Source organism: Pantoea sp. E956-1, assembly GCF_982223955.1.
In genome coordinates this window covers 1-24,840 of the sequence record NZ_CEUYZP010000015.1, presented here as the reverse complement: position 1 = coordinate 24,840, position 24,840 = coordinate 1, and the positions used below count along the sequence as shown (strand labels likewise).

Sequence of the window (24,840 nt, the reverse complement as noted above, 5' to 3'; positions counted from 1 at the left end):
GATAAATACTGTATGGATAAACAGTAATATCGATCGGTAGATTTGATCAAGGTGAAGTGAGCCACAGATTTGTAAAGGGTCTGACAGGAAAGAGATTTTTAGTTGGCGGCTTCGAATGAGGGTGACTAACCTCAAATTACTCACTCCGTAGCCTGCTCAGAGAGGCGCGGCAAAGTCATTGCCCGGTCGCCGGGCTTTTTTATGCCCTTACAAATGCGATCGATTCCTTGAACATCCCATGACGCAATGACAAAATCCGGTATCAAATTTTTCAGGTGTCCCCATGGCTAAATTATTTGCCCGCTACATGACGATTGGCGTTCTGAACACGCTTATACACTGGGTGGTGTTCGCTATATGCGTCAAAAACGATCAGAGTCAGTCTGTATCAAACTTCATAGCGTTTTGTGTAGCGGTTACCTTCTCATTCTTCGCGAATGCTCGCTGGACCTTCAGCGCAGAGGCCACCACGTTCAGATACATGATGTATGTGTTTTTCATGGGTGCCGTTGCAACGCTCATTGGTGCGTCAGCGGACCGGATGCACATGAATCCCGTAATCACACTCGTCGTATTTTCTGCGGTGAGCCTTGTATGCGGATTTCTTTATTCTAAATATATTATTTTTAGAGAGAAAAAATGAAGATATCTTTGGTTGTTCCCGTCTTTAATGAAGAAGATGCGATAAGGCATTTCTACAGCGACGTTAGATATAAAGATTTCCTGAAGCCATATGAAATTGAGATCGTTTTCGTTGATGATGGAAGCACTGATTTCACGGCTCAGCTGATGAAGGATATGCAGGAAGGTGACCCATTAGTCCGGAACGTATTCTTTACCCGAAACTTCGGTAAGGAAGCCGCTCTATTCGCGGGTATCGAAAGCGCCACCGGTGATGCGATCATTCCCATCGATGTTGATTTGCAGGACCCGCTGGAAGTTATCCCACAGCTCATTGAGCGCTGGCAGGCTGGCGCTGACATGGTTATGGCTAAACGTACGGATCGAAGCACTGACGGCCACATGAAGCGGAAGACTGCGGAGTGGTTCTACCGGCTGCACAACAAAATCAGCTCACCTAAAATTGAGGAAAACGTTGGCGACTTCAGGCTTATGTCTCGCGACGTGGTTGAGAAAATAAAGCTTCTTCCCGAGCGCAACCTCTTCATGAAAGGAATCCTATCCTGGGTAGGCGGTAAAACTGAAATCGTCGAGTATACCCGAGGAAAGCGCGTTGCTGGCACAACAAAATTCAATGGCTGGAAATTGTGGAACCTGGCATTAGAGGGTATTACGTCATTCTCCACGTTCCCGCTTCGCATGTGGACTTACATTGGATTTTTCGTCGCCGGATTATCTTTCCTATATGGAATATGGATGATTGTCGACAAGATTGTTTGGGGGAACCCCGTGGCGGGTTATCCTTCGATACTGGTATCAATTCTGTTTCTTGGCGGGGTGCAGCTGATTGGGATTGGCGTGCTGGGTGAGTATATTGGCAGGATTTATATTGAAACTAAGCGCCGCCCAAGATATCTCAGGAAAAAATAATATTTATCAAAAAGGGATAGTATGAAAATTAACTTAACGGTTAAAGCTTTGCTCGCTTTGCTGGCCATGATCGCCATGACGATATTTTTTTATCACATGGCTATGAGGGTAAACCTGAATTCAGACATAGCCTCTGCATTGCTCGAAGCAAAAGATATTTCACAGGGAAACGTTCTGCTTAAGGGTTGGAGCTTATCGACTGTCTCTTTCTACTTTACCGAGATAATCTGGTACTCTCTGGCAATATCAATCACCGGATACTCTTACAAGCTCGCGCACGTTATCCCTGCGATCTATTTGACTTTGCTGTGCGTGTCAGTAATTGCTTCAAGCAGAAATAAAAAGGCAGCATCAGTCTTCGTATTTTTCTTTCTGGCGACACCTACGCTTGCTCTTGCTGTTAACATACTGCACACAGTTATACACGTTGGGACATATATCTCGTGTCTGGCCTGCCTCTACCTGTGCAGGTTATATGCAGATAGGGGAATGAATTGGGCGTTGATACCCCTAACAGTGCTTCTCACCATGATATATGTGAGCGACTCAATAGCCGCATACTTGTTTCTTTTGCCTTGCGCTTTCATCGTTTTTACATCATTCATAAATATGAGTCTGGTGAAAAACAAAAAATGGATTCTCATATTCGCAATAAATCTGTTGTCTTTCATCCTTGCGATGATAGTAAAGAACTACATATCCCGGCATGGCTTTGTGATTCCAGGGCTATATGAAACCCGGCTTGCAACAGGAGATGAGATATTAAAGAATTTATCCGACCTGTTTTATGGTTTGCTTAATCTTTATCATGCAAACTTTACCGGATTGATGATTAAGGAAGCTGCGATATCACTGGCACCGTTTTCTTTTATTGTCGTCGTTATTTTCATTGCCGCTTTCATCCTAAGAGTGTCGCAGTATAAATCATTTAAGGCTGACGATTTTTTCCTGTTAGTTGCTGCCTCGATAACCCCCGTCGCATTCGTATTCAGCAATGTTTCACAAGGGCCGGGGTCAATCAGGTATATAATCCCGTTTTTTATATTTGGGATTATTTTCATAAGCCGACTGGACTACTCAAAGATTCTAAACTCAAGATTAAAGGCTCTGATAATTGCCGCTGCTTTGATCGCGTCTCTGGCGCACGCTCATGAAACTTTAAGCATGCCTCGGGCTGACGACAGAGCACACAAACTATCGGCCGCTCTTGAAAATCGTGGGCTCGATAGCGGCTTTGCTGAGTTCTGGAACGCTTCCTCAGTGTCGGTGTACGGTAACGTCCAGATTTCACCGGTTTATTACAATGAGGAAAAAATTATACCAATGCCCTGGCTGAGCAAGGAATCTTGGTATAAAGGCAGAAAGCAATTCATCATCATAAGCGATGACAAAATTAAATCAGCCTCGGTCAATTTATATGGAAAGCCTGACGAGGTCATGGAGGTAGCGGGATATACCGTTTATATCTGGAATAAATACATTGAGATGAAATGATGAGAAAGGGGCTTGCGCCCCTTTTTTAATGGATGGACACGAAAGCCCATGTTGGTGCGGATGAGTAGGTTAACGTTACGCTATCGCCTGGGCTGAGCATAAACGACACGTTGGAGGAAGTGAAAACTGTTGTCCCGTTTATCGCAACTCCGGTGACCGTTCCGCCGTTGAGATAGACCATCGCCGGTGATGCAGAGGCCGCGTAGGTCATAGCAACAGCAGATGCCGGAACTGCTGGCGTGGCAATCGATGCCGGATAGCCCACATTATTCCTGACGTGGTGAATGCCTGGGTTAGAACTGAGGCTAATCATCGATGGTGAAACATCAAAGAAGCTGTCTTCGACCATAAGGTTTGTTGACGCACCCAGAGAGTCAGCTGACTGATTGTTATACGACTGGATGCCAATCAGCTTGAGCGATGTAACCCCGGTTGAAGAAGGACACCAAATGCCTTTGCCCGTACTGACGCCGTTACCGTTGTTACGGATATGAACGTCAGACAAGTGAATCTTTCCACCCGCATTAAACACGCATCCGCATGGCGGTGCAGTCGTTGAGGTGTTTAATCCCCTCGCCCCGGCGTTGTAAATTGTGCCGCCACAGATAATCAACTGCCCAGCAAACTCAGTCTCGGTGTGGACGTTCGCAACTTCGCAGCTAGCAGCCCAGATGTTAGAAACAGAGACATATGATGTCTTGTCCCAAATGGCGAGGCCCATCGCAGAACAGGAATCGAAGCACGGTGAGTTCAGGAATATTTCCTTATTGGAATATCCATTGGAGTCTTCGATGATCATGCCATATTTGCAAAGCACGATGTCGGTGCCGTACAGCCAGAATCCGCCCATGCCGCCGTTGAGGTAGATGCCCTGCGCGCCGTTCGTTTTCCAGTCCGTTGTCTGGTCATGGGTGCCGATGATTCGGCCACCATAAAACCAGATACTGTCACCCATGCCGAAGTTGAAACCCCTGCCGCTAAACTGATTCACCAGACACTCACGGAAAACGATGTTCCCGTTAATGGTGGTGCTCTCTCCCGTGTTGAAAACCCCGTATAGTTTAATTCCCGCCGTGTCGACGTTTCCGAGAATCAACCCCTCAGCCAGGAAGCTCTGGACGCCTGCTGTAAAGTCGAAAAGGTATTTTTCAGACAGCATGCTGGCGCTGGTTTTAGCCACGGCAAAATCGATAAACTTCAATCCCTGTACGAAGCTTGAATTCACAAACATCGAACCAGTATGGTCATGGTTAAATACAGAAACACCACGTCCGTGACCAATGATTGTCGTGCCGGAATGAACGGTGATTGGCGCAGTGAGGCGAATCTTACAGCCGGGGAAGTCCAGCGCTACGCCAAGACTCTGAGCCTCGTCAACGGCGGCCTGAAATGCCACAGTGTCATCTGTGACACCATCACCAGTTACATAGTCCAGTACTGACAGGCTCTCTGAAAACTTATCCAGCACAGTACGGCTCATGCCGCCTGCTGCAGTGTATTTCATGGCGTTGATGCTGCTCTGCAGTGTCAGCAGATCTTCAATGTTTACTGATGTCAGCCCACTCAGCGTGCTCAGGGTTGTAGCTCTTAAAGTTGACATGTTTTTCCTTACGCAACGCGAATGATTTGGAGGGCTTGCTGTGCGACCGACAAGGCGGCAGAGTAGTTGTGATAGGCATAAAGCGAGTACGTGCTGCCTTTGGTGAGATACAGAGTGCAGCTTAGGTTCATGATCGCCTCACCCGCCCCGCTGTTGCCGTAGAAATAGTCACCTACTGTTTGCCCCGCCACATATGCGGTTGTTGGTGATGATGCCGAATCAAGCTTCAACATCGTTTTTACATACCCGGTGCCGTTTCCTGCGAATCTGAGAAACCCGGTTACCTGATAATAACCATCGTCGGGGCATGTCCACGTACCGCTGCTGTAAGCGCTCTTGGTATCTGTTACCACGGTTGGTACGAGCTTCGTGAAAGCGGATGCGGTAAGTGACGTAGCGGTAGTGCTCTCTGCTCGCAGGTAAGAGACGTCACTTTGCCCTGTGCCGCCATTAGCCCTTGGTAATACATCGGTGATATTTGAGGCTGATACCGTTAACGCCTTCCCGCCTGCTGTTGAGCTGTCGCCCGCATAGAGCCTGTTGAGAGTGGTATCAAGTACCAACTCACCGCTGAGCGGCGTATAGGCGGCCACCTTGGCTGTGACGCCACGCTTTACCTGAATTGATGTAGCCATATTTCAGCCTTAAGAAAGTGTGCCGAGATCAACCGCGCCCAGAGTCAGTGCAATCGAAACGTCTTCCGAGCCATCAACAGAGCCTGAGCCTGTAGCTGCGCCAGTGAGTGTCAGCGTTCTGGAAGTTGTCCATTTTGCTGCCGATGCGACCGTGAGCGCTTTACCTCCGGCAGTGGTTCCATCACCGATGTAGAGTCGGTAATTATCAGTGTCGATTACGACTTCACGCGCCAGCGGAGTGTATGCGGCGACCTTTGCGGCGGTGCCGCCTTTTAACTGGAGAGTTGCTGCCATGATATTTCCTTAAAGTTCGCCATAGTCGACGTCTACACCTGACTCTGTTACCTGCTGACCATCAGCAATAGTCCAGTAGCTGCCTTCTGATATTGTTACCTGCTGGCCGTCTGTGACGGTGACTTCCGGGCCAAATGACCAGGCATTCATGTTTTGAGGGATGGTGACGCTGTTATCGACTGTCTGCTTGTGCCAGGAGATAACCGAGAAGGCGCTGGCTTCAAGGGGTACGTTGCCGGTCAGCTGTTCCTGAATGTTGGCGTCCGCCGCCGCCCGGGCATTGGCCTCTGCTACATCAGCAGCAGCTCGCGCCTGAGCTTCAGCTGAAACCTCATCGTCTACGTACTGTCTGAAGTCCGAGACGGATTCATCGACGTAATGCTTTGGCACTGCATCACTGGCAGCGATTGGGTCAGAGAGGTTGCTGATGCGGTTACTGAGGGCGTCGTAATATCCGGCAAAGATGCTGGGCTTCCTCAGTGTCAGCGAGTCGAAACGCCAGCCATATTCCTGAATCAGCATGGTCAGCTTATCCAGCGCGGCTTCATGAGAAGCGGCCGGGAATTTTCCGTTCTCGTAGTACTTGGTTTCCTGAGTTGCCGGTGGATTCCGGTAAATGAGGATGGTGTTTCCTGATGCGGTGACAGTGCCGAAAGTGAGAGTCCCACCTCCGCTATCCCCTGCGCCAGTGACGGTGAAGTCAGTGCCATTAACCGGTTCGCTAATGCTCCCTGCTGAGTCAGCAACCATTACAGAGATGTCGCTGTTCAGAAGGAAATAGAAGGGAATGGTGAATGCCGCCGTGACCCCGTCAGCGTTATACTCCACGTAACTTTGGGTGGATGAGACTGTCATCTGCCTTTCTCCGGCGTGTGTAATCCCCACAGGAAAATCCTGCGGTAAGAGGGTTGATGCGAAATATTCAGACAAGTGACATTGAGATGACCGCCATTGTGGCTGTCGTGCTCTCTCTTATCTCTATCCCTTATCTAGACTGGTGGGGATTTCTGGTAGGCCCTACGATGGTGCTGATGTTCGCATGGGCCTATTACTCGATGGCTTTTGTGGTGTGGATAGGTGCCACATTAAAGCGACTTATCGGCCGAGCATGAATTGCGACGGCGGCACAAGGAAGTCGTTACCCTGATTCTTTCGAATGTTCTGCTCGTACCGGCTAAGAGAGCCGGGCGACATCGACTCCTGCAGCTGATTTAGTATCAGGTAATTCATTGCCGGGCGCGCCCAGAACAGGTTGATGAATGGCGTGTGGTCAACTGTGAATCGGAAGGCATCACCTGCCTTGGCATCGCCGGATCGCGCCTTCTGGAAAAGAGTCACGATTTCATCAAGGTTCCCTGCAACCGGGCCAGCCAGCGAACTCACTGGACCGTTACCGAAACGGTTTGCCTCACCGAACATAAAGTCACCGAAGATACCTAAACCACCACCCTGCGCCGCCGCTGCCAGCAATGTTTTGCTGTCTGCCGGGCGCGGCGTCTGTCCCTTCAGCATCAGCTTGGTCTGCATGGACATATATCCAAACGTGGTCATCCACAGGAAAAGCTGAGCCAGCCCAACCATCTCACCCTTCCCGCTTTTGAACAGTGCGTTCTGCACACTTCCCCATTTGCTTTGCCCGAGTGGTGCCGGTGTGTAGCCGCGACCGAATACCTCACGACCCAGCGCCTGCTGCATGAAAGATGCGGTGAATGACTTGTATTGCCCGATGAACCGGAGAAGCTCACCTTCCACCGTTCCGGGCTGCGTCCCCTGCTTCATCAGCGCGCGGGTGCGTGCTGTTGGCTCTGTCATTGCCACCATGACGCGATCGAGCACATATCCACGTAACTTATCAGCCAGTTGTTCGCGGCCTGCCTGAAGGCTTTTCTCGTTTACGTTGACGTTGCGATCTGAAACGTACTTAGCGATGACGTCGTCAGGGATTGAGTCAATACCATCAGGCGTCATGAATTTGCGGCCCTCAGAGCCTTTCAAATCCATCTGGCGATAGATATTCCACTCAGCCTCACCAATGCCGTGCAGGTCCAGAGCGCGCTTTAAATCGCTGTTTAGCGATGCGTGTACGGAGCCAGCATTGTCGGCCAGCCAGTGAGAAATCATTGTGGCCGTTGTGTTGCGCGACGCATCTGTCCACCAGTTCAGGCCGTTGAGCTTGAAGAACTGGCGTTGCAGGCGGGAAACCTTGCCCGGAAGAGTCACATCGCCAGAGAAGCGCTGCAGGATTTCATCGCGCATTGAGTCGGCGTAAACGCCAAGCGAGCTGAGAATTTGCTTCTGCTCAGGCGCTGAATATCGCTTAAGTCGCCCCTGAATAGATTCAGTCAGCGCCTGCGGGAAACTTTTGCCCTGGTAGCGAAGCTCAAGCGCGTTACTCGCGAGGTCGTTGAATGATGAAATCAGCGCGCCGCCCAGCTTAATCATCGAGTCCACTGCTCGTGTAGTCGAACCAAAACGAGCCAGTGCTGTTGAACCGGGGATATTTGTTGCGCCAGTGACCTCTGACATCTGGCTTTTTATCTGACTACGGCGCGCATCTGTGAAAGCACGCAGGCCTTTTTCGTTACCACGCAGATCGTTCGAAACTGTATCAGCCAGATAGTTGAGCATGTTTTCCGGGTTGGTACCCAGTACGCGCATCAGGCCGGTATTGCGCGCGGAAGACTCAAGGCCTCCAAAAATGGCCTCACGCAGGCTGCCAACACCGTACTGCTGGTTGTACTCATGCCAGGCAATGCCGTCTTTAAAATGCAGCACGCGCTCCTGACTGGCACGACGTGCGACGTTCTGCGAGCCTTTGAATCCTTTCATCCAGTCAGGCTTTTCGGATGACAGATGGACGCCAGACGCCAGTCCGTCGTAGACGTTCCGCAGGAAAGCGACAGTGTCCGTCACTCCCTCAAAAGTCGCGTTGTCCAGGCGGGGCAGAATTGACTGCTTCCACGCGTCAAAGCCTGCAGCGCGGATTTTCATCATGTCATGCCCCTGACGGGCGATATAGCCAGGCATCTTGCGTATCCATGCACCCGCTTTGTTGGCGTCAATGCGCGCGGCTTCCTGCCACTTAGTGATGATCTCCGCAATCTTCACTGACTCCGGGCGGAGCCCATCGGTCGTCTCGCCTTTGCCCATCCGCCACATTGCATCTGCGACCTCAGCGTCGTTTGTGCCGGCTGCGAGAAACTTCAGTACATCAGCCTGTTCAAGGTCATGATTCAGGCCTGAAAGGTATTTAGAGCGCAGCTGAAACTGCTCTGAGGAAGCAGATGATCGGCTGCCGGTGCGAGCCTCGTTACGACCAACCAGAATGGCAGACATGCCAATGTCCGGACGGTCTGGGAAGCTGTCACGCAGGAAAGCCAGTCGCTCTGCTGCAACTCTGGTGTTAATTGCTTTGTTACGTGCCTCAATGACGTTCGCCAGCTTCTCCTGGTTACCCAGGTCCTCAGCTGCACGTAGCGCCGCATCCTGCAGTGAAATCCCTTCGTTCTCTGCCCTGATGCGCTTCACGGTGTTTTCCATGTCGCGCACCAGTGTTTCCATTTCCTGCTCAGACAGTTCGCGTCCAGCCGCCTTATTGACAGCCTGCTCACACTGCGTCAGAAACTGATTAGCCATTACATTCTCCTGAGCATACAGGCTGCATATTCCTGATACCCTTTAACCAGACTTTCGTCACTGGCCTGCTTCTGAATTTCACCCAGCGCCTCACGCAGCTCCGGAGAATCCAGTTCATCGACGCGACTTTTAGCCAGCGCCAGCTCAGATTCAAAATCCTCCTGCGCATTAAGCAGGTCTGCATCCTCGCGACTGGCGCGCTGATAATCTGCCTCTGCTTCCCGGCTGGCGTTCACTGTAGATGGTTCGGTGTCGCTGCGTGGCCCCTTCCGGATCTGCTCGATAGACGGCTCACGTAGTTCTGGCGCTGTCATATCGAAGAAAGGCTCAACGTCTGGCGTTTTACCCTGCATCATGTGCGACAGGCCTGCGCGGAAAGCGTTCTGCCGCTGACTCCAGTGGGCATCGTCGATTCGCTGCGCCGCGGTGCGAACACCTTCAGCCAAGTTTGTGCGCTGCAGTCCGGATTTAATCTGGACTGCTCGCTCACTGATTCTTCCTGCCAGTCCATCAGGTATCTCGCCACGACCGATAGCGCTTAGCTCACCCGCCGCTTTCTCCGCTGCTGCGTTGCTATCCAGCGCCTGATTGATTTCGTCGTTGCGCGATGACAGTGACTGCTTCTCGCTTTCGATATCAGCCAGGGCGCGCTGACGCGCATCGCGGTATTTCATGCGCTGCTGCTGGTATTGCTCCGTGCGTGCTTTCAGCGTGGAGTCAAGCTGACTGGCTGAATGCTCATTTGCTGCAACCTCTGCTCTCAGGTCAGCAACGTTATCGACGCGGCCCTGCTGCAGGTTCTGAAGTGACTGCTGATACTCGGATATTACGTCATCATATGCCCGGCTGTAGGCGTAATTATCAGCCTCGCGGGTTATAGTCTGGTCAAGCAGCGGCGATGCATTGTCAGGCTCAGCAGATGACGCTCGGTTAGGTGATGCCGGCTCAGAAAAAGGTTCAGCACGGCTGGTAGTTTCAAGTGGCGACTCAGCAGTGACGGCGGGCCTGCGCCCCCGAACCAGATCGGCAATCACGCCGCCTCCGGCATGAAGAAAGCCGCCTCCGACCGTACCATAGAAAAGGTTTTCCATGGCGTTGCCCAGCGTGAAATCATCACCCTCTGCCGCCGATGCCATTGCCATTGTTGGAAGAGTTGCACCGGTCTGGATGCCACCCATTGCGGCACCCTGTAGAAATCGCTCACCAGCCCGTCCGAGTAATGTAGCTGCGCGCGCCTCACCAGCGAACGGCACCAGAGCCAGAGCAAGGTTGCCCGGGTCCGCCATTGCGCCAGCGAGGTTTGCCATTACGTTAAGAGGCGTGGCCACAAAGCCAGATGGTGCGGCAGCGGCGATCTGCTGCTTCGCCAGTGTGTCCTTCCGGTTAGATACCACGTTGTCCAGATAGGTCTGCGTCACCCCCTCATCCGGAATGGTGATGCTCTTAATGCCGTATTGCTTCAGCGCAGCGTCTGCATGCTCCTTCGACACCATCGCGGATGAGGCGTCGTTTAACTGTCCGTAAGCGCGGTTAAGGCGCAATGCAGAGTTAAACGGGCCTTCATCAAACCCCTGCTCGAAAGTAGCAGCAAGCGATTCACCAAGACCGGACTGAGCATTGCCAATTGGCTGGTTAATACCCTGACCAGGGTCTTGTGTGTAAATCGTCAACGCTGTACTCCTTGCTGAAAGTTATCACCGAACAACGCGCGCTCCGGCGTCATGCCGCCTTTTTTGGCGTCAAACTTGGTTGGCGTTGAGAAGAACTTACCTATGCTGTTCATAACACCGCGGTTCTGCTGGCCGGCTTTGGACAAGTCATTGAAGTTAGCGGTGATTGGCGATCCATTACTACCATTCACCACAAGGCCATTAAGCGTCAGCATAAGTCCGGTCTCATCAGCGTTGGTTACCCACTCTGCATTATCACGAATGCGAGACAGGCTTTGCTGCCGGTTTATCTCATCACCCAGGCGCGGGTCGCCATGCAACGGCATAATCTGGTCTGCCTTCAGGTTTTCCAGATAATGATTTGCGCCATCCCGGACATCGCTCAAATCCAATCCGTATTTAACCGGCAGCCGCCATGATCCCTGCGTCTGATACTGCGAACCGAGAACATCCTGATAGGCCTGCTTCGCTGCGTCACCCGGGCTCATCCCCTTCTGAATATTGAGATAGGTAAGGCGACGCCCCTGCTCGTTGAAGTTATTCCAGACGCCAATTCCGCCGGGCTGATTAACCATCGTGGTAGCAAAGTCCTTTGACTGTCCGGCCCACTCGCTATCGGCAGTGTCAGACGCCCCCTTGTTATCAGTGTTGATGGCGTCTTTGATGTCGCCCGTCTTCACGTTACGGTTCTGCCACAAAGTATTTGCCGATCGCGGGTTATCAGTTGCCATTACCACCTGCAGAACAGGACCGGCTTTCTTCTGTACCTGCTGCATCACCTGGTCTGCATACGGGCCAAATTGACCTGCGATATTCTGAATGGCGGTAACGCTCTGTTCCTTGCTGGTATCAATCTGCTGCAGGATGCCATCAGCCAGCGTGTCAGGCAGAACGTCTTTGCTTTTGATGCCAAGCCGTGACTTGTCCACCAGAATGGCCTGAGCCAGTAGAGCACCCTGTGATGGGTCCTGCTGATAGGTCTGATAAGCCGCTTTTACCTCAGGAGAGTTTTGCGCCAGCCAGCCGCCAGGGTCTTTCTCTCTGGCTCCAATTACCTGCTGATACTTCTGGACTGCCTGCTGATAACGCTGCTGCCTGAAGGCAAAATCATCTTCACTTCCTGTTGGCCTGATACTTTGTACCGATGCCAGACCTTCTCCTGCCGACTTCGTATTGATGTCGGAGTAGATGGGCTGCAGCTGGTTAAGCAGTGCGTACTGCTGGAACTGCTTATCCAGAATGGTCAGCTGCTCCGGCGTAGCGTCGTGCGGCGCGGTGCTCATCCACTGCTCACGGCTGATTGGGTTTGAAACTGGGTTGCCAGACTCAATCAGGGCAGTGTCATTGCGCATCTGGTCCTGCATCAGGAGTCGGCGCTGCGTATTCTGCTGGTCTACCTTAGCCTGTGCCTGATTGATGATTCCGCTTGTCTGTTGCGGCGTTAACTGCCCCCACGGCACGCCGGGAGCAAGCTGATTTGGATCGCTCTGCGCTGACCACGCCCTGCTTAACTGACTATCACTTACCGGAGCGCCATAGCCTTCCTGATGCGCCATTGCTTTGGCGACAGCAGTCATCTGCTGTGGATCATTCGGGTTGAGCTTGGCGTCGACAGGGATTCCGGTTTGCTGGCTCACTGACTGCGCATACTGAGCAGGGTCATTTTTATCGCCAGCCGGAGCCCACTTGCTGATCAAACTGGAAAGCGTGTCGTTGCCGTTGTTGATGTGGTTACGCATCAACTTAATTCCTGCGCGGAAACCGTGGTCTGGTGTGTCGAACTGCTCGAATCCAGTACCGTTATCACCGCCCTTCCCCGCCCAGTTATTCGATCTGCTAAAGCGGATGTTCAGCGGATTGTTGTTTCGGGTTGCCAGCGTAGATGGTGAGCCAGATGGCATTGCTGAGCCATCACCTGCACCCGCAGTTTGCACCGCCTGAAATGCTCCGTGCTGGTCGATTACATGCTGTGCGTCTTTCTGAATGCCGTACTGCGCCGCCGAAAGCGCCCACATGTTGCGTGAACGGCTGGCTATCTCAGCCTTAGTTGCCGGGTCCAGATCGCTCTGGTCTATCGCCTGCAAGTGAGCTACGGCCAGTGCTTTGGCTGAGTTAGGGTCCTGCAAAATGGCATTGCCGACTGCTGATGCACTGTCATTCAGGTTAGCGACTGAAATCTGCTTAGCCTGATTCTGCCCCCAGTTGATCGCCTGGTTCTCAAGCTGACCGCGTGACTGCGCCCAACGCAGTGTGTAGTCCTGCTTTTCGGCATCGCTCATTTCTGGGTGCTGAGAAAAGAAATCTTCCTGATGCTGCTTAATCAGCTGCTGCGAGGCGGGAATATAGTCGATGCCATCCTTCGATTGCTGCTGGGCATCATTCAATGCTTTCCCAAGAGATGACTGAGAGTTAACAAAATCAGTCATGTACTGCGTGCCACGGACTGAGTTTTGCTGCTGCTGAAGCCTCACAGCTGCATCGGCAAAAGAGTTTACTCCCTGCTGGAGCATCTGAGTATCAGTTGACTGCGACGGCAGGTTAACCGGAGATGGCCCGCCAGCGCGTAACCCTACCTGACGATCGTATACCGGAATTCGTGCCATTATTAACCTACCGTTTTGTCATTGCCGATGTGCTGTAGTAACTGCCTGCCGCGCCGCTGATACCACCAAGCAGACTGGCCAGGCCTGGCCGCTGTGTTTTCGCCTGTGCCCGCTGTGCCGCCGCCTGATTCTGCAGCTCAGCCATCTGCATTCTGCCGTTATAGTCAGCAGTGGCCGCATCCATTTCAGTGTCGATAGCAGTGGAGCGCTGAATGAGTGCGTTGCTCCCGCCCGAACCGGTACCGTTATCAGCGAACGCTGCCGCCTGACCGGCCAGAGCCTGGTCGCCCTGCCTGCGAATCTGCGCGGTTTGAGAACCGGTCTGCAGTGCAACGGTCCGCGCCTGCTGGTCGAGCAATGAGGCGTTGTAGCTGCTGTTGCGTGATGCCGTATATCCCTGAGCCATCGCGCTCACACTGTTCAGGCCGGATGACGCGACAGATGACCATGCGGCCGGGTTGTTATTTACTGCCTGTGTAAATTGCATCGCCAGACCTCACTATGCTGTACATTTTGGCGTCCTCACCATCTGGCCCTGCGCGGCGCATGGTTCCCTCATACTCAAACCCGATCAGCTCAAGCCATCGCTCAGCCTCCGGAAAGGAGGACATTGTTTCGAGCCTGATATAGTCAGTAAGCCCAGCAGAAATAAGCCGCCTTGCCGCCCGGTAAAGTTGAGTCCACTGGTGTGTGATGTCTTCCGTGACAATAAGGTACAGGTAGGCACGGATTGGGTTCAGCTCAACCAGGCCACCGATTGCGACAACGCGATCGCCAGCTACACCAGTGAAGCTGTTGTAGCTGGCTAACTGCTGAGCGCGCTCAGGCGTTCTCTCCAGCGATGCCTGGCTTTTCTGCGGAACGATGTCGAGCAGATGCTGCGGTTCAAAGGGGATTATTTTCATTCGCCTGTTGTCCATGAACGAGGGTAAATCGCCACCAGCGTCATCGGTAGAGGCTGGTCCTGAACCACCCTGATGCACCCCTGAGTGTCATAGCCACCAGCGAAATCGATATCCCGGTCATCAGTAAAGGCTGCCGGAGGGTTATCCATCAGATCCGAGTAGTCGCGGCTCTCAATGGTGTCCAGGTAGTTGCCACCAAGCTGGCCTGACTTGCCGCCCAGCGTGTTCACGAATCTGAGCGTCAGTTTGCTGATGCGTTTGGTTTTGCCCTGCGCGGTGCCTGATGTGCCGCCAGCCTCAAGAGGCAGAGTGACAAGTTCAGAGCGGTATGGCAGGCCCACGTGGACGACAGATGCTGAGGTCTCAAGTGAGACGCTTCCGCTAGTCACCACGACCTCTGGATGAACAGCGCCGTCAGTGACCACGGAGACTGTCTCGCCCTCAAGGTGTGAAAGCCCGGAGACCTCCTTTACAGGCGTCCCGCTATACGTCAGCCCGCAATCAACATAGAAAGCTTCGGAGAGCGATTCTGTCGATGCATCCCACGCCGCTCTCAGGTATTCGACATAGCGTTTTGTCACGCCGTTAATGGTTCGCTTAACAACAATCCACAAGTCATCCCTTATCCCGTCAGGGTCAGGAATGCACGACACGGCTTCCACGTCACCATTCACATCATGACGATGCCAGGCTGTGACTTTCTGCTCATCGTTATACGTCATTGCGACCAGTGAGCCATCAGCGAGCACAACCCACAGCACGTAGTCAGGCTCCTGCTGCCATGCCATGTCTACAATGCCAGCACGGGTTATATGCTCCGCTAGGATTGTCACGTCGCTGGTGCTATAGGAACCGCTTTCAAAGTCAGACAGAACTGCCCTGACCTTGCATCCAGCGCGCTGAACAAACATCGACGTAGCGCCAACCTGTACCGCTGTGACGCCCTTTGAGCCGTAGGATGACTCTTTGGTTATCTGGATGTTGTCCGGGCCGAATGCAGCCGTTGTGGTTGAAGGTGAGCAGGAATGTTCGCCGCCTGCGGTACCAACCAGGAGGGATGAGCCGGGAGCCAGCCACTGAATGGTGTTGGTCGAGTCCGCTTCAATCTGGACGTTTATCGCGTCGTCGGACTGAACCTCATAGCCATTTGTCATGGTGGTGAAGTTTTCATAGTCGGACGCTACGGAAAACCATAGCTTTCCACGAGCTGAGAACAGGAGGCGGTTCTTGTAGAAGGCTACCTTAGTGGGAAATCCATACTTCTGAGACCACTCACCGAAAGCCCATTTGTAGGTATTGCCAGTTGAGCCGCGCACGCTTGGGGGCAGCTCGGTCAGGATTTTACCGACTGCCTGTGTGCTGCTGGCGACGGCAGTGATCTGAATAATTCCCCAGCCGCCGTTGGAGTAGCGCCACAGGACCGCATTTGCAGAGCCGTCACGATGTGCTCCGGATGTCCATGTCGGTTGGGTGGCACCGGTGTTGCTGCCGTCCATATCTTCGTAATATTTTCCGTCACTTCGACAGAACATGCCTGCCGCAAACGTTGCGTCTGTGCCTGCTTCCCACGAAGGGATATAGCCGTTCTTGCCTGTACCATCCGTAACAGCATCGGTACTGGACTCGATGTAGAAAAGTCCACCAACGTGCGATGCGTCAAAGATGGCCGAGTTAGCCGTGATTGTGCATTGCGTGGTTGTTGTCGGCGTCCCATCCGGGCGGGTCGCTCCGTCAGATGACCAGATGCGAAACTGGTCGGTGTGAACGGTGATGGTGCGATCTGAGTTAATATCGCGGAACGGTCCATGCGCGCCGGAATAGTCGAACGCCTCAATAGTCCAGTTGGTGTTTGATTCGCGCGACAGCTTATAGGGAGGCAAGTTGCCGGTATGCGTGCAGATGTAGATGACATCGCCGCTCTGAACCATTGACAGCCCCAGACCGCCGTCGCTGTTAGTCAGCTCGCTGGCAGTGAATGGTGTGGCAACCTCAAGCGTTCCGCCAGATGCATTCAGTGCCACGCCGTGGTCAGAATAGAACCGGATGTACTGCGGCCCAAACTCAAGGATGAATGCCTCGGTGGTATTGAACTCGAATTTAGCCAGCCATACTTTCTGGTCTGAGCTTTTCACCTCTGAGACAAAGTATGTGCCACCGCGGCGCTCTGCTGGTCCCTGAGAGCGTGGGATGAAGTTCAGCATCGATTTAACGCCGGATGACCATTTTTCGAAGTTGGTCTGCCCCATCATCAGCGGGGAAAACTCACCGGCATTGAAGCTATTGAGTGATGGGGAAGCTGATGGCATTTATAACCTCGATGTTAACCAGGATGTTTCCTGCTGCTTGATGCGTGGTCGCTCAATAGCACTTGCTGAGCGGGCTGCTTTGATTGCAGCCTCGAAGTCCTGCCATGCGGCCTGCTTTTTGGTAGATGACTGTGTTATGGATTCGCACATCTCATAGGCCAGCAGGCAGGCAAACGCCTCAGCGAACGAGCTATCCCACTGAGAAGGATCTGCTACTTTCGCGCCGTAGCGGAGATGAAGCGGGGCCTCAATGTCAGTCAGTATCTTCCGGCCTTCAATCTGCCAGGGTGAATCACGAAGCTGGTCAACTGCATATGACAGCGTGCTCATTAATGCGCTGTTCGTGACCTCATCCATGCGGAGGAAATCAGACGGAAGCTGATACTGATGTGAGTACCCATAGGCTGGCGCTTCATTCAGGGCTGCGAGCTTTGCACGCCTGATAGAAAACGCCCAGCGGAAGTCGCGCAGCAGGCTTTCAAGCAAACCGTCATAAATCGCCTCGATGGTCCGTGAAGCTTTGTTGTTGTCCGTCTCGCTCATCAGGCGCTCTTCGCCCAGCTTCACTAAAGCGCGGTTTATGACGATTATCTTGGTAGTCATATCTCACCATTAAAAAAGCCCTCCGGAGAGGGCTGTGTCTGATACACCAGAGTTACTATGCGGTAACTGTGATGGTGCTTGTTGCGGTGTGTCCGCCGTCTGCAGTAGTAACGGTGATGGTCGCCGTACCTGCAGCAACACCTTTCACCGTGATGGTATTGCCGGAGCGAGTCACGGTTGCCACAGCGGTGTTAGATGAGGTTGCAGAGATTGCAGAGTTGCTCGCGTCAGAAGGTGACACACTGGCAGTCAGGGCTACGTTGGCACCAACGGCCACGCTTGCAGTGGTCGGGCTCACGCTTACACCGGTAACGGAAACGTTAGTGACCGCTGAGAAGTCAGGAGTTGGTGAACCAGCCGGGTAAGCGCGATAACCATCCGGACCGAGCAGCAGTGATGCTGTAACGGTGCCAGCGGTGCCGGTGCCTGCCACGGTGTAACTGACGCGCAGATAGCGCTCAGTGCGTGATGGCACAACCACACGCACAGGCTGCGCGCCTGCGGTCAGGTCTGCTACGGGGATCGCAGCGGACTGATACAGGGTAGACCAGGCGCTATTATCCGGGCTGGTTTGCAGCGTAACGGTGAGTGAAGTCAGGCCTGCGAAAGCAGTCCCCACCTGCAGTGCCAGATAGACTGGCTCGCCGATGCCGATATCGCGATCGACGCCGAGGTCAACCACGTTGGTTGATACGGCGGTCGCAGTGACCGCCTGAGCGTTCGAAAACGTCAGCTCATTATCAAGAATTGCCATTGCTTAGCTCCTTACGCTACAGCAGTTTCGCCATCGATAATGGCATCAGTTTCGCGGAACGGCATGCCACGGAAATCAGTCCATGGACGGCCTTCGGTATCTTTGATGATGTTCAGGCCGAGAGACGGTTTCTCTACCGCCTGCATGTCAAAGAAACCGCCCAGCGTGCGGTTCATGTAGATGCCCATGCGAGCGCTGCGGTCTGGCAGAATGTGCGTTGCTGCAATCATCAGGCGCACCAGGTCTGTCGCGAATTTGCCATTGGCTTTTTCGTCCAGCATCTTGGTAACGTCGATGTTTGCGATGCGCACCACGTAGCGCCAGTCACGGACAGCCAGCCCGGTCTTCCACTGGAAGTGATCGCGATAGCCTTCGTACTGGTTGCCATCAGCATCCTGAAGCGTCACCTGCCCCTTATCGACATGGCTCAGGCCTGCTTTCGAGCCTTTTGGGTACAGCCCATGAACGGTCTGCTCACCCCAGCCCACGATGTAAATGGAGGTGAGGTTATCGCCAGTGCCGTGAGCATTGATGATGTTTTTACCGTTCTGTGCGTCAAACTCGCTATAGCGCGTAGCAAAGCCATCGAACGACGCAGGGTCCTTCGACTTGTCGCCATAGAACAGAGTTGATGCCATCTGCTGGTTCATGCCTTCGAGATAGGCCTGAGCCTCAGACAAACGGAACGCGCCGGTGTTGCCGTTCAGGTCAGCCAGCTCTTTATCAACTTCAGAGTAGGTTTCCATGATGGCAACAGCTTCATCAACCTGCGCTGTGGTTGACTTGCCTTTGCCAACGCCCTTGTTGATACGACGCCATTCTGCTGCTGGCAGAGAGGTGCGGACGGTGGTGCGGTGGTGAGTAGGTGCGTTGGATTCGATGAACGGCATATCCATCAGAATCGGGTTTTTCTGGTTGAGCATCTCAATGATGCGGGCCTGCTTCATGTCAGGATCCTGACGCTTAGCCCAGTCAGCCAGGGTAAGGCAGTTATTGCCAATAATAGCCATCGGTTATGGTTCCTTTAGTTGCTTCCGTAGAAGATGTCAGCTGTTGATTTGGGTCCGCTCTGAGACGACTCACCATTGATGACCTTCGCCTCGGAAAGCGACTGGCCGATTTTGTGGAATGCTTTGACGAAGTGAGGATTGCTACCCAGCCCGCTATCTTTCAGCGCCTGAATGGCTTCGGGTGCCAGATACGCAGAGATGGCTTTGTTGGCGACCGCAACATTGCTGTCAAAGTTATTGCCCCACTCCTTGCGGATGGCGGCGACATTCTCTGTGGCCTGCTGTTCGCGCTGCTGATTGAACTGTTCAACCATCTGCGACTGCTGGCTGTTGTACCATTCAGCGATGCCCTGAGCCTGCGCCTTGTTCAAACCCAGCTCATGCATCTTTCCGCTGGCAGCGCCGGCGAACTCACCGCTGTCACCTTCCGGCACTGGCAGCTCATAGCCATCAGCCGTCTCAGGCCGTCCGAGTTTGTTCCAGACGTTGCCCCAACCTTCTGCATCACCCTCTGCCGGCAGAGCAGAGAGAAAAGGCTCAGCGGCCTGCTGCTGTTCTTCACCGCCCAGTAGATTAGTGCTGGTTGATTGCTGCTGCGCTTCGGTGCCAGGCTGCTGAGCGTCACCTGCGCCAGACTGGTCGGCTTCACCGGCTTCGTTCATGTAAACGCGAATAAGGTCACGAATGTTAAACATCGGTTTTCTCTGCCTCGTTGATAATTCGGATCAGCTCTTCCTGGTCGAGCTGAATATATTGAGAGATGCGGTTCATCACCTCACGGCGGCCTTCAGCAACACACGTTGCCAGAGGGTCAACCTGCCGGTGGATGGGTGATACCGTGATGCTGGATTTATTCACCCGGCAGAAATCACCAATCACCTTGAGCACAATCTCCTGCTCTTTAGTGCGTTTCCCGGTGGTGCCGAACACCGCCCTGAAGGCGCGCGCACGCCTCAGAATTAATCTGCTCATGTCATTCCTTCGGGTGGTTATTGCGGTGCGGGTAGTGGCGTGTTGGCTTTCTGGTTAGCCGAGGCCAGCCTGTCAGCTGCGGTCGCGATGTTCGGCGCGGCGCTAAGCAGGTTGTTCAGCTGCTCCTGCTGTGCCTGAGCTGCTTTAGCCTGTTCTTCTTCCTCTTCGGTAAGCAGCAGAGACAATGGCATGCCGTTGATATCTGCCAGCTCCCTGATTGCCTTGCCGTACTTCACAAGGCCGAGAACGCTCGGGTCGAACTGTGCAGCCTGACTGACAACACCCAGCGTGGTAAGGATGCCCTGCCCCTGCTCTGCGCGCTGCATGCGAACCAGCGGGGATTTGTAGTCAATGTCATATTCCATCCCGGCATCGATAAGCTGCTGAGGCGGGTCAGGAAGCAGGCCGTTACGGGCGCAGATATCAATCTCACGCTCAATCATCGGGCCAAGCTGCTCGGACATAATACGCCCGGCAGTAGGTGCCATCAGCTGGCCTTTCTCCTGAGCGCGCAGCATGGCTTCTGTCGCCGTCATCTGTGGGTTATCCACCAGAATCTGGAACAGCGTGACGAGGAACACATCGTTAATCAGCTGGCGCTTCTGGTCCATCATCTCAAGGCCGAGGTTAGGCTGAGAGCCGGAGGTAAACGGCGCGGCCAGCGGTGAGCCGTTCGAACTCATGCCGCCAGGGATGATTGCTGCAGGCGTCAGGTTGAACGTGTCCAGCACGCCATCATCGGCAACGAGAATCGGCGGCCGGTTGGCAAGCTGCGCACCAATCAGCGTCTCACGGTTCATCTCGTTCAGCACTTTGATGTCAGGCAGTGCTGTCATACCCGGTCCGCGCCCGTAGGTCTCGCCAGGTGATTTGTAGTAGCGCCCAATGCAGTACGGCATCGTGTGGTAGCCGCTTTGCTGGACAATCTTCCGGCCTTCCTTGCAGATGTAGTAGGACGCCCACGGCATGCCTGTGTGGTCCTGCTTTTGCTTGCCATCATCAGTGAACTGGATTTCAGTGTTCGGGCAGACGCGGTGGATGAACTCGAACTTGCTCATCGGCGCTGACTCAGAGGCACGCTGGATACTCTCGGGCAGATTGTCTTTGCCAAACTGCTGAACAGCCTGGCGGGCATTGAGCTTGAACTTGCGATGAACGAGGTCAACGATGCCCTGATAGTTCTCTTCGTAATAAATCTCACGAAGGTGATACGTCAGGTAGCGCATGCCCTTTCCTGGCAGCTCATCGACGTACATGCAGCCATTGCCGAACGCGCCCTGTGAGATGTAGTTCTCACTCATCTGGTTAGCGAAGTTGGCCCATGGCGCGTATCGCAGCCGGAACAGAACCTTTGTGACTTCCTCGAAGTACTCTTGTACCTCGGTGTCATCACTGAATCGCTCGTTCTGCAGGCCGTGCCATGTCTGCGTGCGAGGAGTAATGACTGATTCCATCGCCGCAGCAAAGCGCTCAAGCGCAACAATGGGCGTTGAGTCGATAGCCTTATCCGATTTCTTCTGACCGTCGCGAATCTCGCCCTTGAAGTCAGCACCACGGGGCAAACAACGCTCTGCTACTTCCTGCCAGAGCTGCTCCCATGCTGACCGGGATGTTTCCATTGTCGACTGGTCGCGGAGTATCTGGTCAAGCAGCTCGTCATTTTCCTTCGCCATGCTAACCGCCTAAGAGTGATTTCTGTCCGGTAGAAGATGCGCCCACGTTACCCGCACCGCCTGAGCCGCTGAGGATGTTGGCGTTGATGCCCTGACGCGAACGCTTGCGAAGCATGTCATCTGCCTGGGCGGTTGCCGCATCAGCGTTCGGTGCCAGCGCATCTTTCACGTTTGGCGCTTTGTTCTGTGATGCTGAGTAAACTGCTGTGCCTGCGCCCACGGCAGCAGAAGCAATGGCCGCGTATGCAGCCAGAGCGCCGGTTTCGATACCCATGGTTAACTCCCGAATATGTTATATTCTGTGGTGGCTACGCGAGCCTTTCTGCGGGGTGACTTGATGCTGAACATCTGCTTGCCTGACCGGCGCATCATGTAGGCGTAGCGAACCGCTGACAGCACGTCATCGTTGATCGCCACAATCTTGCCGTGCTCATCGCGGTGGTACATGCGGAACTCTTCAAAGAACTCCGGGCATGTGCTGAACACCTTGAATTTGCCATCAAGCATGCGCTCGCGGATCTCATGGATGCCAGGCTCGACCTTATAGTTGCCGTCCGGCCATGTGGCATGCTCTGCCAGCATCCTGAATCCCTCAGCCTTGTACTGCTCTTTCAGCTGCTGACCGCCACCCTTTTCATGCTGCAGGCCATCGTGAGGCCACGCAACCGGTACGCCCTCAGACCAGCGCTTGACCAGTCTCCATGCCTCATCCGCCTTCTTCTCGCGGGCCTTCCAGACGTGAGCAACATAGACAATGTCCTCATCCCGGTCTTCCCACAGCTGAACGTGAGCCTGCGGATGGTCCCAGCCAAAGTCCTGCCCGTTGATAACGAAGAAGTGGTCAGGACATGGGAACGGCTGACACATGATTGCATCGTCGGCGAGGTCGTAGATTCGACCGTGGCCCAGCATCGGGATACCTTTTGTTCGCATGTCACGCTGATGCGCAGGAAACGAAGCGAGAAGCTCCACCTTAACTTTTTCGCTAAGATGTGGAGCATCATCCCAGCCAACGTTCATACACGTCTGTGCGGCGCTGGGTGTATCCATGAAACCGATAACGAGGTCTGTCCTACCGTTCTCTGGAGTGAACGTCAGGATGCCACGACCACCATTACCACGATCGCCAGTCGCCGTACGCGTCAGCACCTGCGGAAATATGTCGGGGTCTTTGGGTTCTTCATCGATGTGGAACCAGTCGACGCTGTCACCCATTAATGCGTGCTGGCCCTGAGAGTAGGACCAGAACTGAATTTTTGCTGTGCCTCCTGACTTGTGCCGGATGTATACGGAGCGGACAGCGTTTGGCGTGCCGGTCATGGCTTCAACGCCGGTAATCAGCTCGCCGGGTATCAGGCCGCCTTCCCAGCCATTGTCTGTCTTGCGCCCGATGATAGGCGTCTGAAGCAGGTCACGGCATTTCTCGCCGGAGTAGCCCAGCACCCAGATAAGCGGCGCATGGTCAAACCTGTGCCCAGTCCATTCGTCCGGGTAATCACCCATCGCGTGGATGGCATCGATGTACGTCGCTGTCTCAGTTTTACCAACGCGGTTTGCAGCGATGAGGGCTGACTGTGAATACTCTTTGGTGCTGGCAATGAATCGCTTTTGCCATGGGTGACGCGACTGATAGAAGCCACGATAGCGATAAACGTTCTCGCGTCGCTTCTTCTCTTCCAGCAGCTTTACCAGCTCAATCTTCTGCTCCCGGCTGAGATTTTGCATTGGTTAGCTCCAGGAGTTTGCGATCTAACTCTTCATCAGTCAGGTCAGTGATTGTGATGTTCTGCTCATGCGTCACCTTGTCGCCATAGCGTTTAGGTGCCAGCTTTGATGCATACCATTTGCGGGCATCAACACGAAGTCGCGAACGGGCTACACGCTCATGGTTCGTCTGCTCGTTGCCATCGTCATCAACAATGACGTCGCCGCTGCTGTCATCCGCAATCGTGATGATTTCTTCGGCCAGCAATTCAGCCTGGACTTCGCGTGCGCGCGCGTACTGTTGCATGAAGTCTTCGTGTCTCTGTAACCAGTACATAACAGTTCTGATTGCAGGCATGCCCGGACGCTTGCAGATGGAGCGAAGACTCTCGCCCAGCATAAGCAGGTTGCAGATGTCTTCAGCTACTTCCGGAAGGTAGTCAGTCGGGCGGCCCATTTTCTTCTCGGTCGCCATAAATTCCTCTTTTGGTTGATTACCTCTTCTCTCAGAGTGCCACGCCTGCAACTCGCACGGTGGGCGTTCACCGCATGTCGGGGAAGTCGGCTTTCACCTATAACCCTGCTTACCCCTTGCGCTTGCTGACCGAATTCACGGGAGGATTCCGCTATGCGGACGCTTCATACTTAAGTCAGGGCGCTTTGTTCCAGAGGGATTGACTGGGGTGATTCTTCAGATGCTGAATTTCAGTTATCATCCATGGATTGATAACACCTGTGAGCAATTCCCATGGACCATGCTGTAGTCATCAGGAGGGCATCAATCAGCTCTCGCCCTCAGTGGGCGCTCATAATCCACAGCATCAACGGTTATTGCGTGTGTGTTGTGGATAAGGCATTCCCGATCGTGGCAGGTCAGGAGTTGTCACGCCATCCAGCCCACAGAGGTATCTGGGTCATCTCAGGTAGCGATACTGTCTTTCCTGCTAATGTTCATGGCGGAATGAGCCTGAATGAAGCTGAGCAGGCCCTAGCCCGCATCGCGCAGCATTAACACCTGTCAGAGATATTTCTTCGCAAGAGCTTTCAGCTCATCTTTCGCCGCTGCACCCAGTTGCGCTACGCCACTCTCAACGAATGCCAGTGCAGCTTCAAAATCCTGCACGCCTGCTTTTAATTCTGCCGCAGGTGTTGCAGTGACGGTGGCACTGCCTTCGGTGACTGTAGTTGCTGTTGCTGCCGGGTCAGTTGTCACAACAGGGGTGTCAGTAATTGGTTCGCTCACTTCGCTTTCCTTTTTGGTGATGAGCCATAGCCAGGCTCGCTTGAGGATGTTCATTTGGGCTCTCCGCACAACTTCACCCACAGGTCGTTGTGATCGTTAATCGCCCTGACGGTTCGGATGTCCATCAGGTCGGCGTCTTTACCGTGGGTGCGGATAACAGAATCCTGAGTGCAGAGCGAATCGACTG

General features: G+C 53.6%; 23 protein-coding genes. 3 read left to right on the top strand and 20 right to left on the bottom strand.

Going from position 1 to position 24,840, the window contains the following annotated elements; all coding sequences use genetic code 11:
- Window positions 1–283 precede the first annotated feature (283 nt).
- Genes AC0T7J_RS23465 through AC0T7J_RS23455 form a run of 3 tightly spaced genes read left to right on the top strand, consistent with a single transcriptional unit; the run spans window position 284 to window position 3,045 of the window.
- On the top strand, window positions 284–643 hold the full coding sequence (locus AC0T7J_RS23465) for a GtrA family protein (protein WP_473797803.1): 360 nt from the start codon (window positions 284–286) through the stop codon (window positions 641–643).
- Complete coding sequence (locus tag AC0T7J_RS23460; protein ID WP_473797801.1) at window positions 640–1,551, top strand: glycosyltransferase family 2 protein; 912 nt, start codon at window positions 640–642, stop codon at window positions 1,549–1,551. Before AC0T7J_RS23465 ends, AC0T7J_RS23460 begins: the two co-directional genes overlap by 4 nt.
- A 21-nt stretch (window positions 1,552–1,572) precedes the next feature.
- Window positions 1,573–3,045: a hypothetical protein gene (locus tag AC0T7J_RS23455; protein ID WP_473797798.1), complete on the top strand. Its 1,473-nt coding sequence runs from the start codon at window positions 1,573–1,575 to the stop codon at window positions 3,043–3,045.
- A gap of 25 nt (window positions 3,046–3,070) precedes the next feature.
- Here AC0T7J_RS23455 and AC0T7J_RS23450 read toward each other — a convergent pair whose 3' ends face one another.
- The 20 genes from AC0T7J_RS23450 to AC0T7J_RS23355 form a co-directional block, all read right to left on the bottom strand.
- Window positions 3,071–4,645 carry a glycosyl hydrolase family 28-related protein gene (locus AC0T7J_RS23450; RefSeq protein WP_473797795.1) on the bottom strand — a complete coding sequence of 525 codons (1,575 nt, stop codon included), beginning with the start codon at window positions 4,643–4,645 and terminating at the stop codon, window positions 3,071–3,073.
- A gap of 8 nt (window positions 4,646–4,653) precedes the next feature.
- On the bottom strand, window positions 4,654–5,280 hold the full coding sequence (locus AC0T7J_RS23445) for a hypothetical protein (RefSeq protein ID WP_473797792.1): 627 nt from the start codon (window positions 5,278–5,280) through the stop codon (window positions 4,654–4,656).
- A 9-nt stretch (window positions 5,281–5,289) separates the two neighbouring features.
- Window positions 5,290–5,574 (bottom strand): hyaluronate lyase N-terminal domain-containing protein, encoded by a 285-nt coding sequence (locus tag AC0T7J_RS23440; RefSeq protein WP_473797789.1) that lies wholly within the window; start codon window positions 5,572–5,574, stop codon window positions 5,290–5,292.
- 9 nt (window positions 5,575–5,583) lie between these two features.
- Complete coding sequence (locus tag AC0T7J_RS23435; protein ID WP_473797786.1) at window positions 5,584–6,429, bottom strand: hypothetical protein; 846 nt, start codon at window positions 6,427–6,429, stop codon at window positions 5,584–5,586.
- Between the two features lie 240 nt (window positions 6,430–6,669).
- Window positions 6,670–9,210, bottom strand: coding sequence for a hypothetical protein (locus AC0T7J_RS23430; RefSeq protein WP_473797783.1), 2,541 nt, complete (start codon window positions 9,208–9,210; stop codon window positions 6,670–6,672).
- Window positions 9,210–10,880 carry a hypothetical protein gene (locus AC0T7J_RS23425; protein WP_473797780.1) on the bottom strand — a complete coding sequence of 557 codons (1,671 nt, stop codon included), beginning with the start codon at window positions 10,878–10,880 and terminating at the stop codon, window positions 9,210–9,212. The genes AC0T7J_RS23430 and AC0T7J_RS23425 overlap by 1 nt, the downstream gene beginning before the upstream one ends.
- Window positions 10,877–13,483: a hypothetical protein gene (locus AC0T7J_RS23420; RefSeq protein WP_473797777.1), complete on the bottom strand. Its 2,607-nt coding sequence runs from the start codon at window positions 13,481–13,483 to the stop codon at window positions 10,877–10,879. The genes AC0T7J_RS23425 and AC0T7J_RS23420 overlap by 4 nt, the downstream gene beginning before the upstream one ends.
- 7 nt (window positions 13,484–13,490) lie before the next feature.
- Window positions 13,491–13,970 (bottom strand): hypothetical protein, encoded by a 480-nt coding sequence (locus tag AC0T7J_RS23415; RefSeq protein ID WP_473797774.1) that lies wholly within the window; start codon window positions 13,968–13,970, stop codon window positions 13,491–13,493.
- Window positions 13,945–14,388, bottom strand: coding sequence for a hypothetical protein (locus AC0T7J_RS23410; protein WP_473797771.1), 444 nt, complete (start codon window positions 14,386–14,388; stop codon window positions 13,945–13,947). Before AC0T7J_RS23410 ends, AC0T7J_RS23415 begins: the two co-directional genes overlap by 26 nt.
- Complete coding sequence (locus AC0T7J_RS23405; protein ID WP_473797768.1) at window positions 14,385–16,694, bottom strand: phage nozzle protein; 2,310 nt, start codon at window positions 16,692–16,694, stop codon at window positions 14,385–14,387. The genes AC0T7J_RS23410 and AC0T7J_RS23405 overlap by 4 nt, the downstream gene beginning before the upstream one ends.
- Window positions 16,695–17,297: a phage connector family protein gene (locus AC0T7J_RS23400; protein ID WP_473797765.1), complete on the bottom strand. Its 603-nt coding sequence runs from the start codon at window positions 17,295–17,297 to the stop codon at window positions 16,695–16,697.
- 55 nt (window positions 17,298–17,352) lie between these two features.
- Window positions 17,353–18,051, bottom strand: a complete 699-nt coding sequence (locus AC0T7J_RS23395; RefSeq protein ID WP_473797762.1) for a Bbp16 family capsid cement protein — start codon at window positions 18,049–18,051, stop codon at window positions 17,353–17,355.
- A gap of 11 nt (window positions 18,052–18,062) precedes the next feature.
- Window positions 18,063–19,061, bottom strand: coding sequence for a major capsid protein (locus tag AC0T7J_RS23390; protein ID WP_473797760.1), 999 nt, complete (start codon window positions 19,059–19,061; stop codon window positions 18,063–18,065).
- Between the two features lie 14 nt (window positions 19,062–19,075).
- Complete coding sequence (locus tag AC0T7J_RS23385) at window positions 19,076–19,756, bottom strand: hypothetical protein (protein WP_473797758.1); 681 nt, start codon at window positions 19,754–19,756, stop codon at window positions 19,076–19,078.
- The gene (locus AC0T7J_RS23380) at window positions 19,749–20,033 is read right to left on the bottom strand and encodes a Bbp19 family protein (RefSeq protein ID WP_473797755.1); all 285 of its coding nucleotides are present in this window, start codon (window positions 20,031–20,033) and stop codon (window positions 19,749–19,751) included. The genes AC0T7J_RS23385 and AC0T7J_RS23380 overlap by 8 nt, the downstream gene beginning before the upstream one ends.
- Before the next feature lie 17 nt (window positions 20,034–20,050).
- Window positions 20,051–21,706, bottom strand: coding sequence for a portal protein (locus AC0T7J_RS23375; protein WP_473797753.1), 1,656 nt, complete (start codon window positions 21,704–21,706; stop codon window positions 20,051–20,053).
- Between the two features lies 1 nt (window position 21,707).
- Window positions 21,708–21,980: a hypothetical protein gene (locus AC0T7J_RS23370; RefSeq protein ID WP_473797750.1), complete on the bottom strand. Its 273-nt coding sequence runs from the start codon at window positions 21,978–21,980 to the stop codon at window positions 21,708–21,710.
- Between the two features lie 2 nt (window positions 21,981–21,982).
- On the bottom strand, window positions 21,983–23,431 hold the full coding sequence (locus AC0T7J_RS23365; protein ID WP_473797747.1) for a phage terminase large subunit family protein: 1,449 nt from the start codon (window positions 23,429–23,431) through the stop codon (window positions 21,983–21,985).
- The gene (locus AC0T7J_RS23360; RefSeq protein ID WP_473797744.1) at window positions 23,400–23,885 is read right to left on the bottom strand and encodes a terminase small subunit-like protein; all 486 of its coding nucleotides are present in this window, start codon (window positions 23,883–23,885) and stop codon (window positions 23,400–23,402) included. The genes AC0T7J_RS23365 and AC0T7J_RS23360 overlap by 32 nt, the downstream gene beginning before the upstream one ends.
- A 543-nt stretch (window positions 23,886–24,428) precedes the next feature.
- Window positions 24,429–24,707: a hypothetical protein gene (locus AC0T7J_RS23355; protein WP_473797741.1), complete on the bottom strand. Its 279-nt coding sequence runs from the start codon at window positions 24,705–24,707 to the stop codon at window positions 24,429–24,431.
- Between the last annotated feature and the right edge of the window lie 133 nt (window positions 24,708–24,840).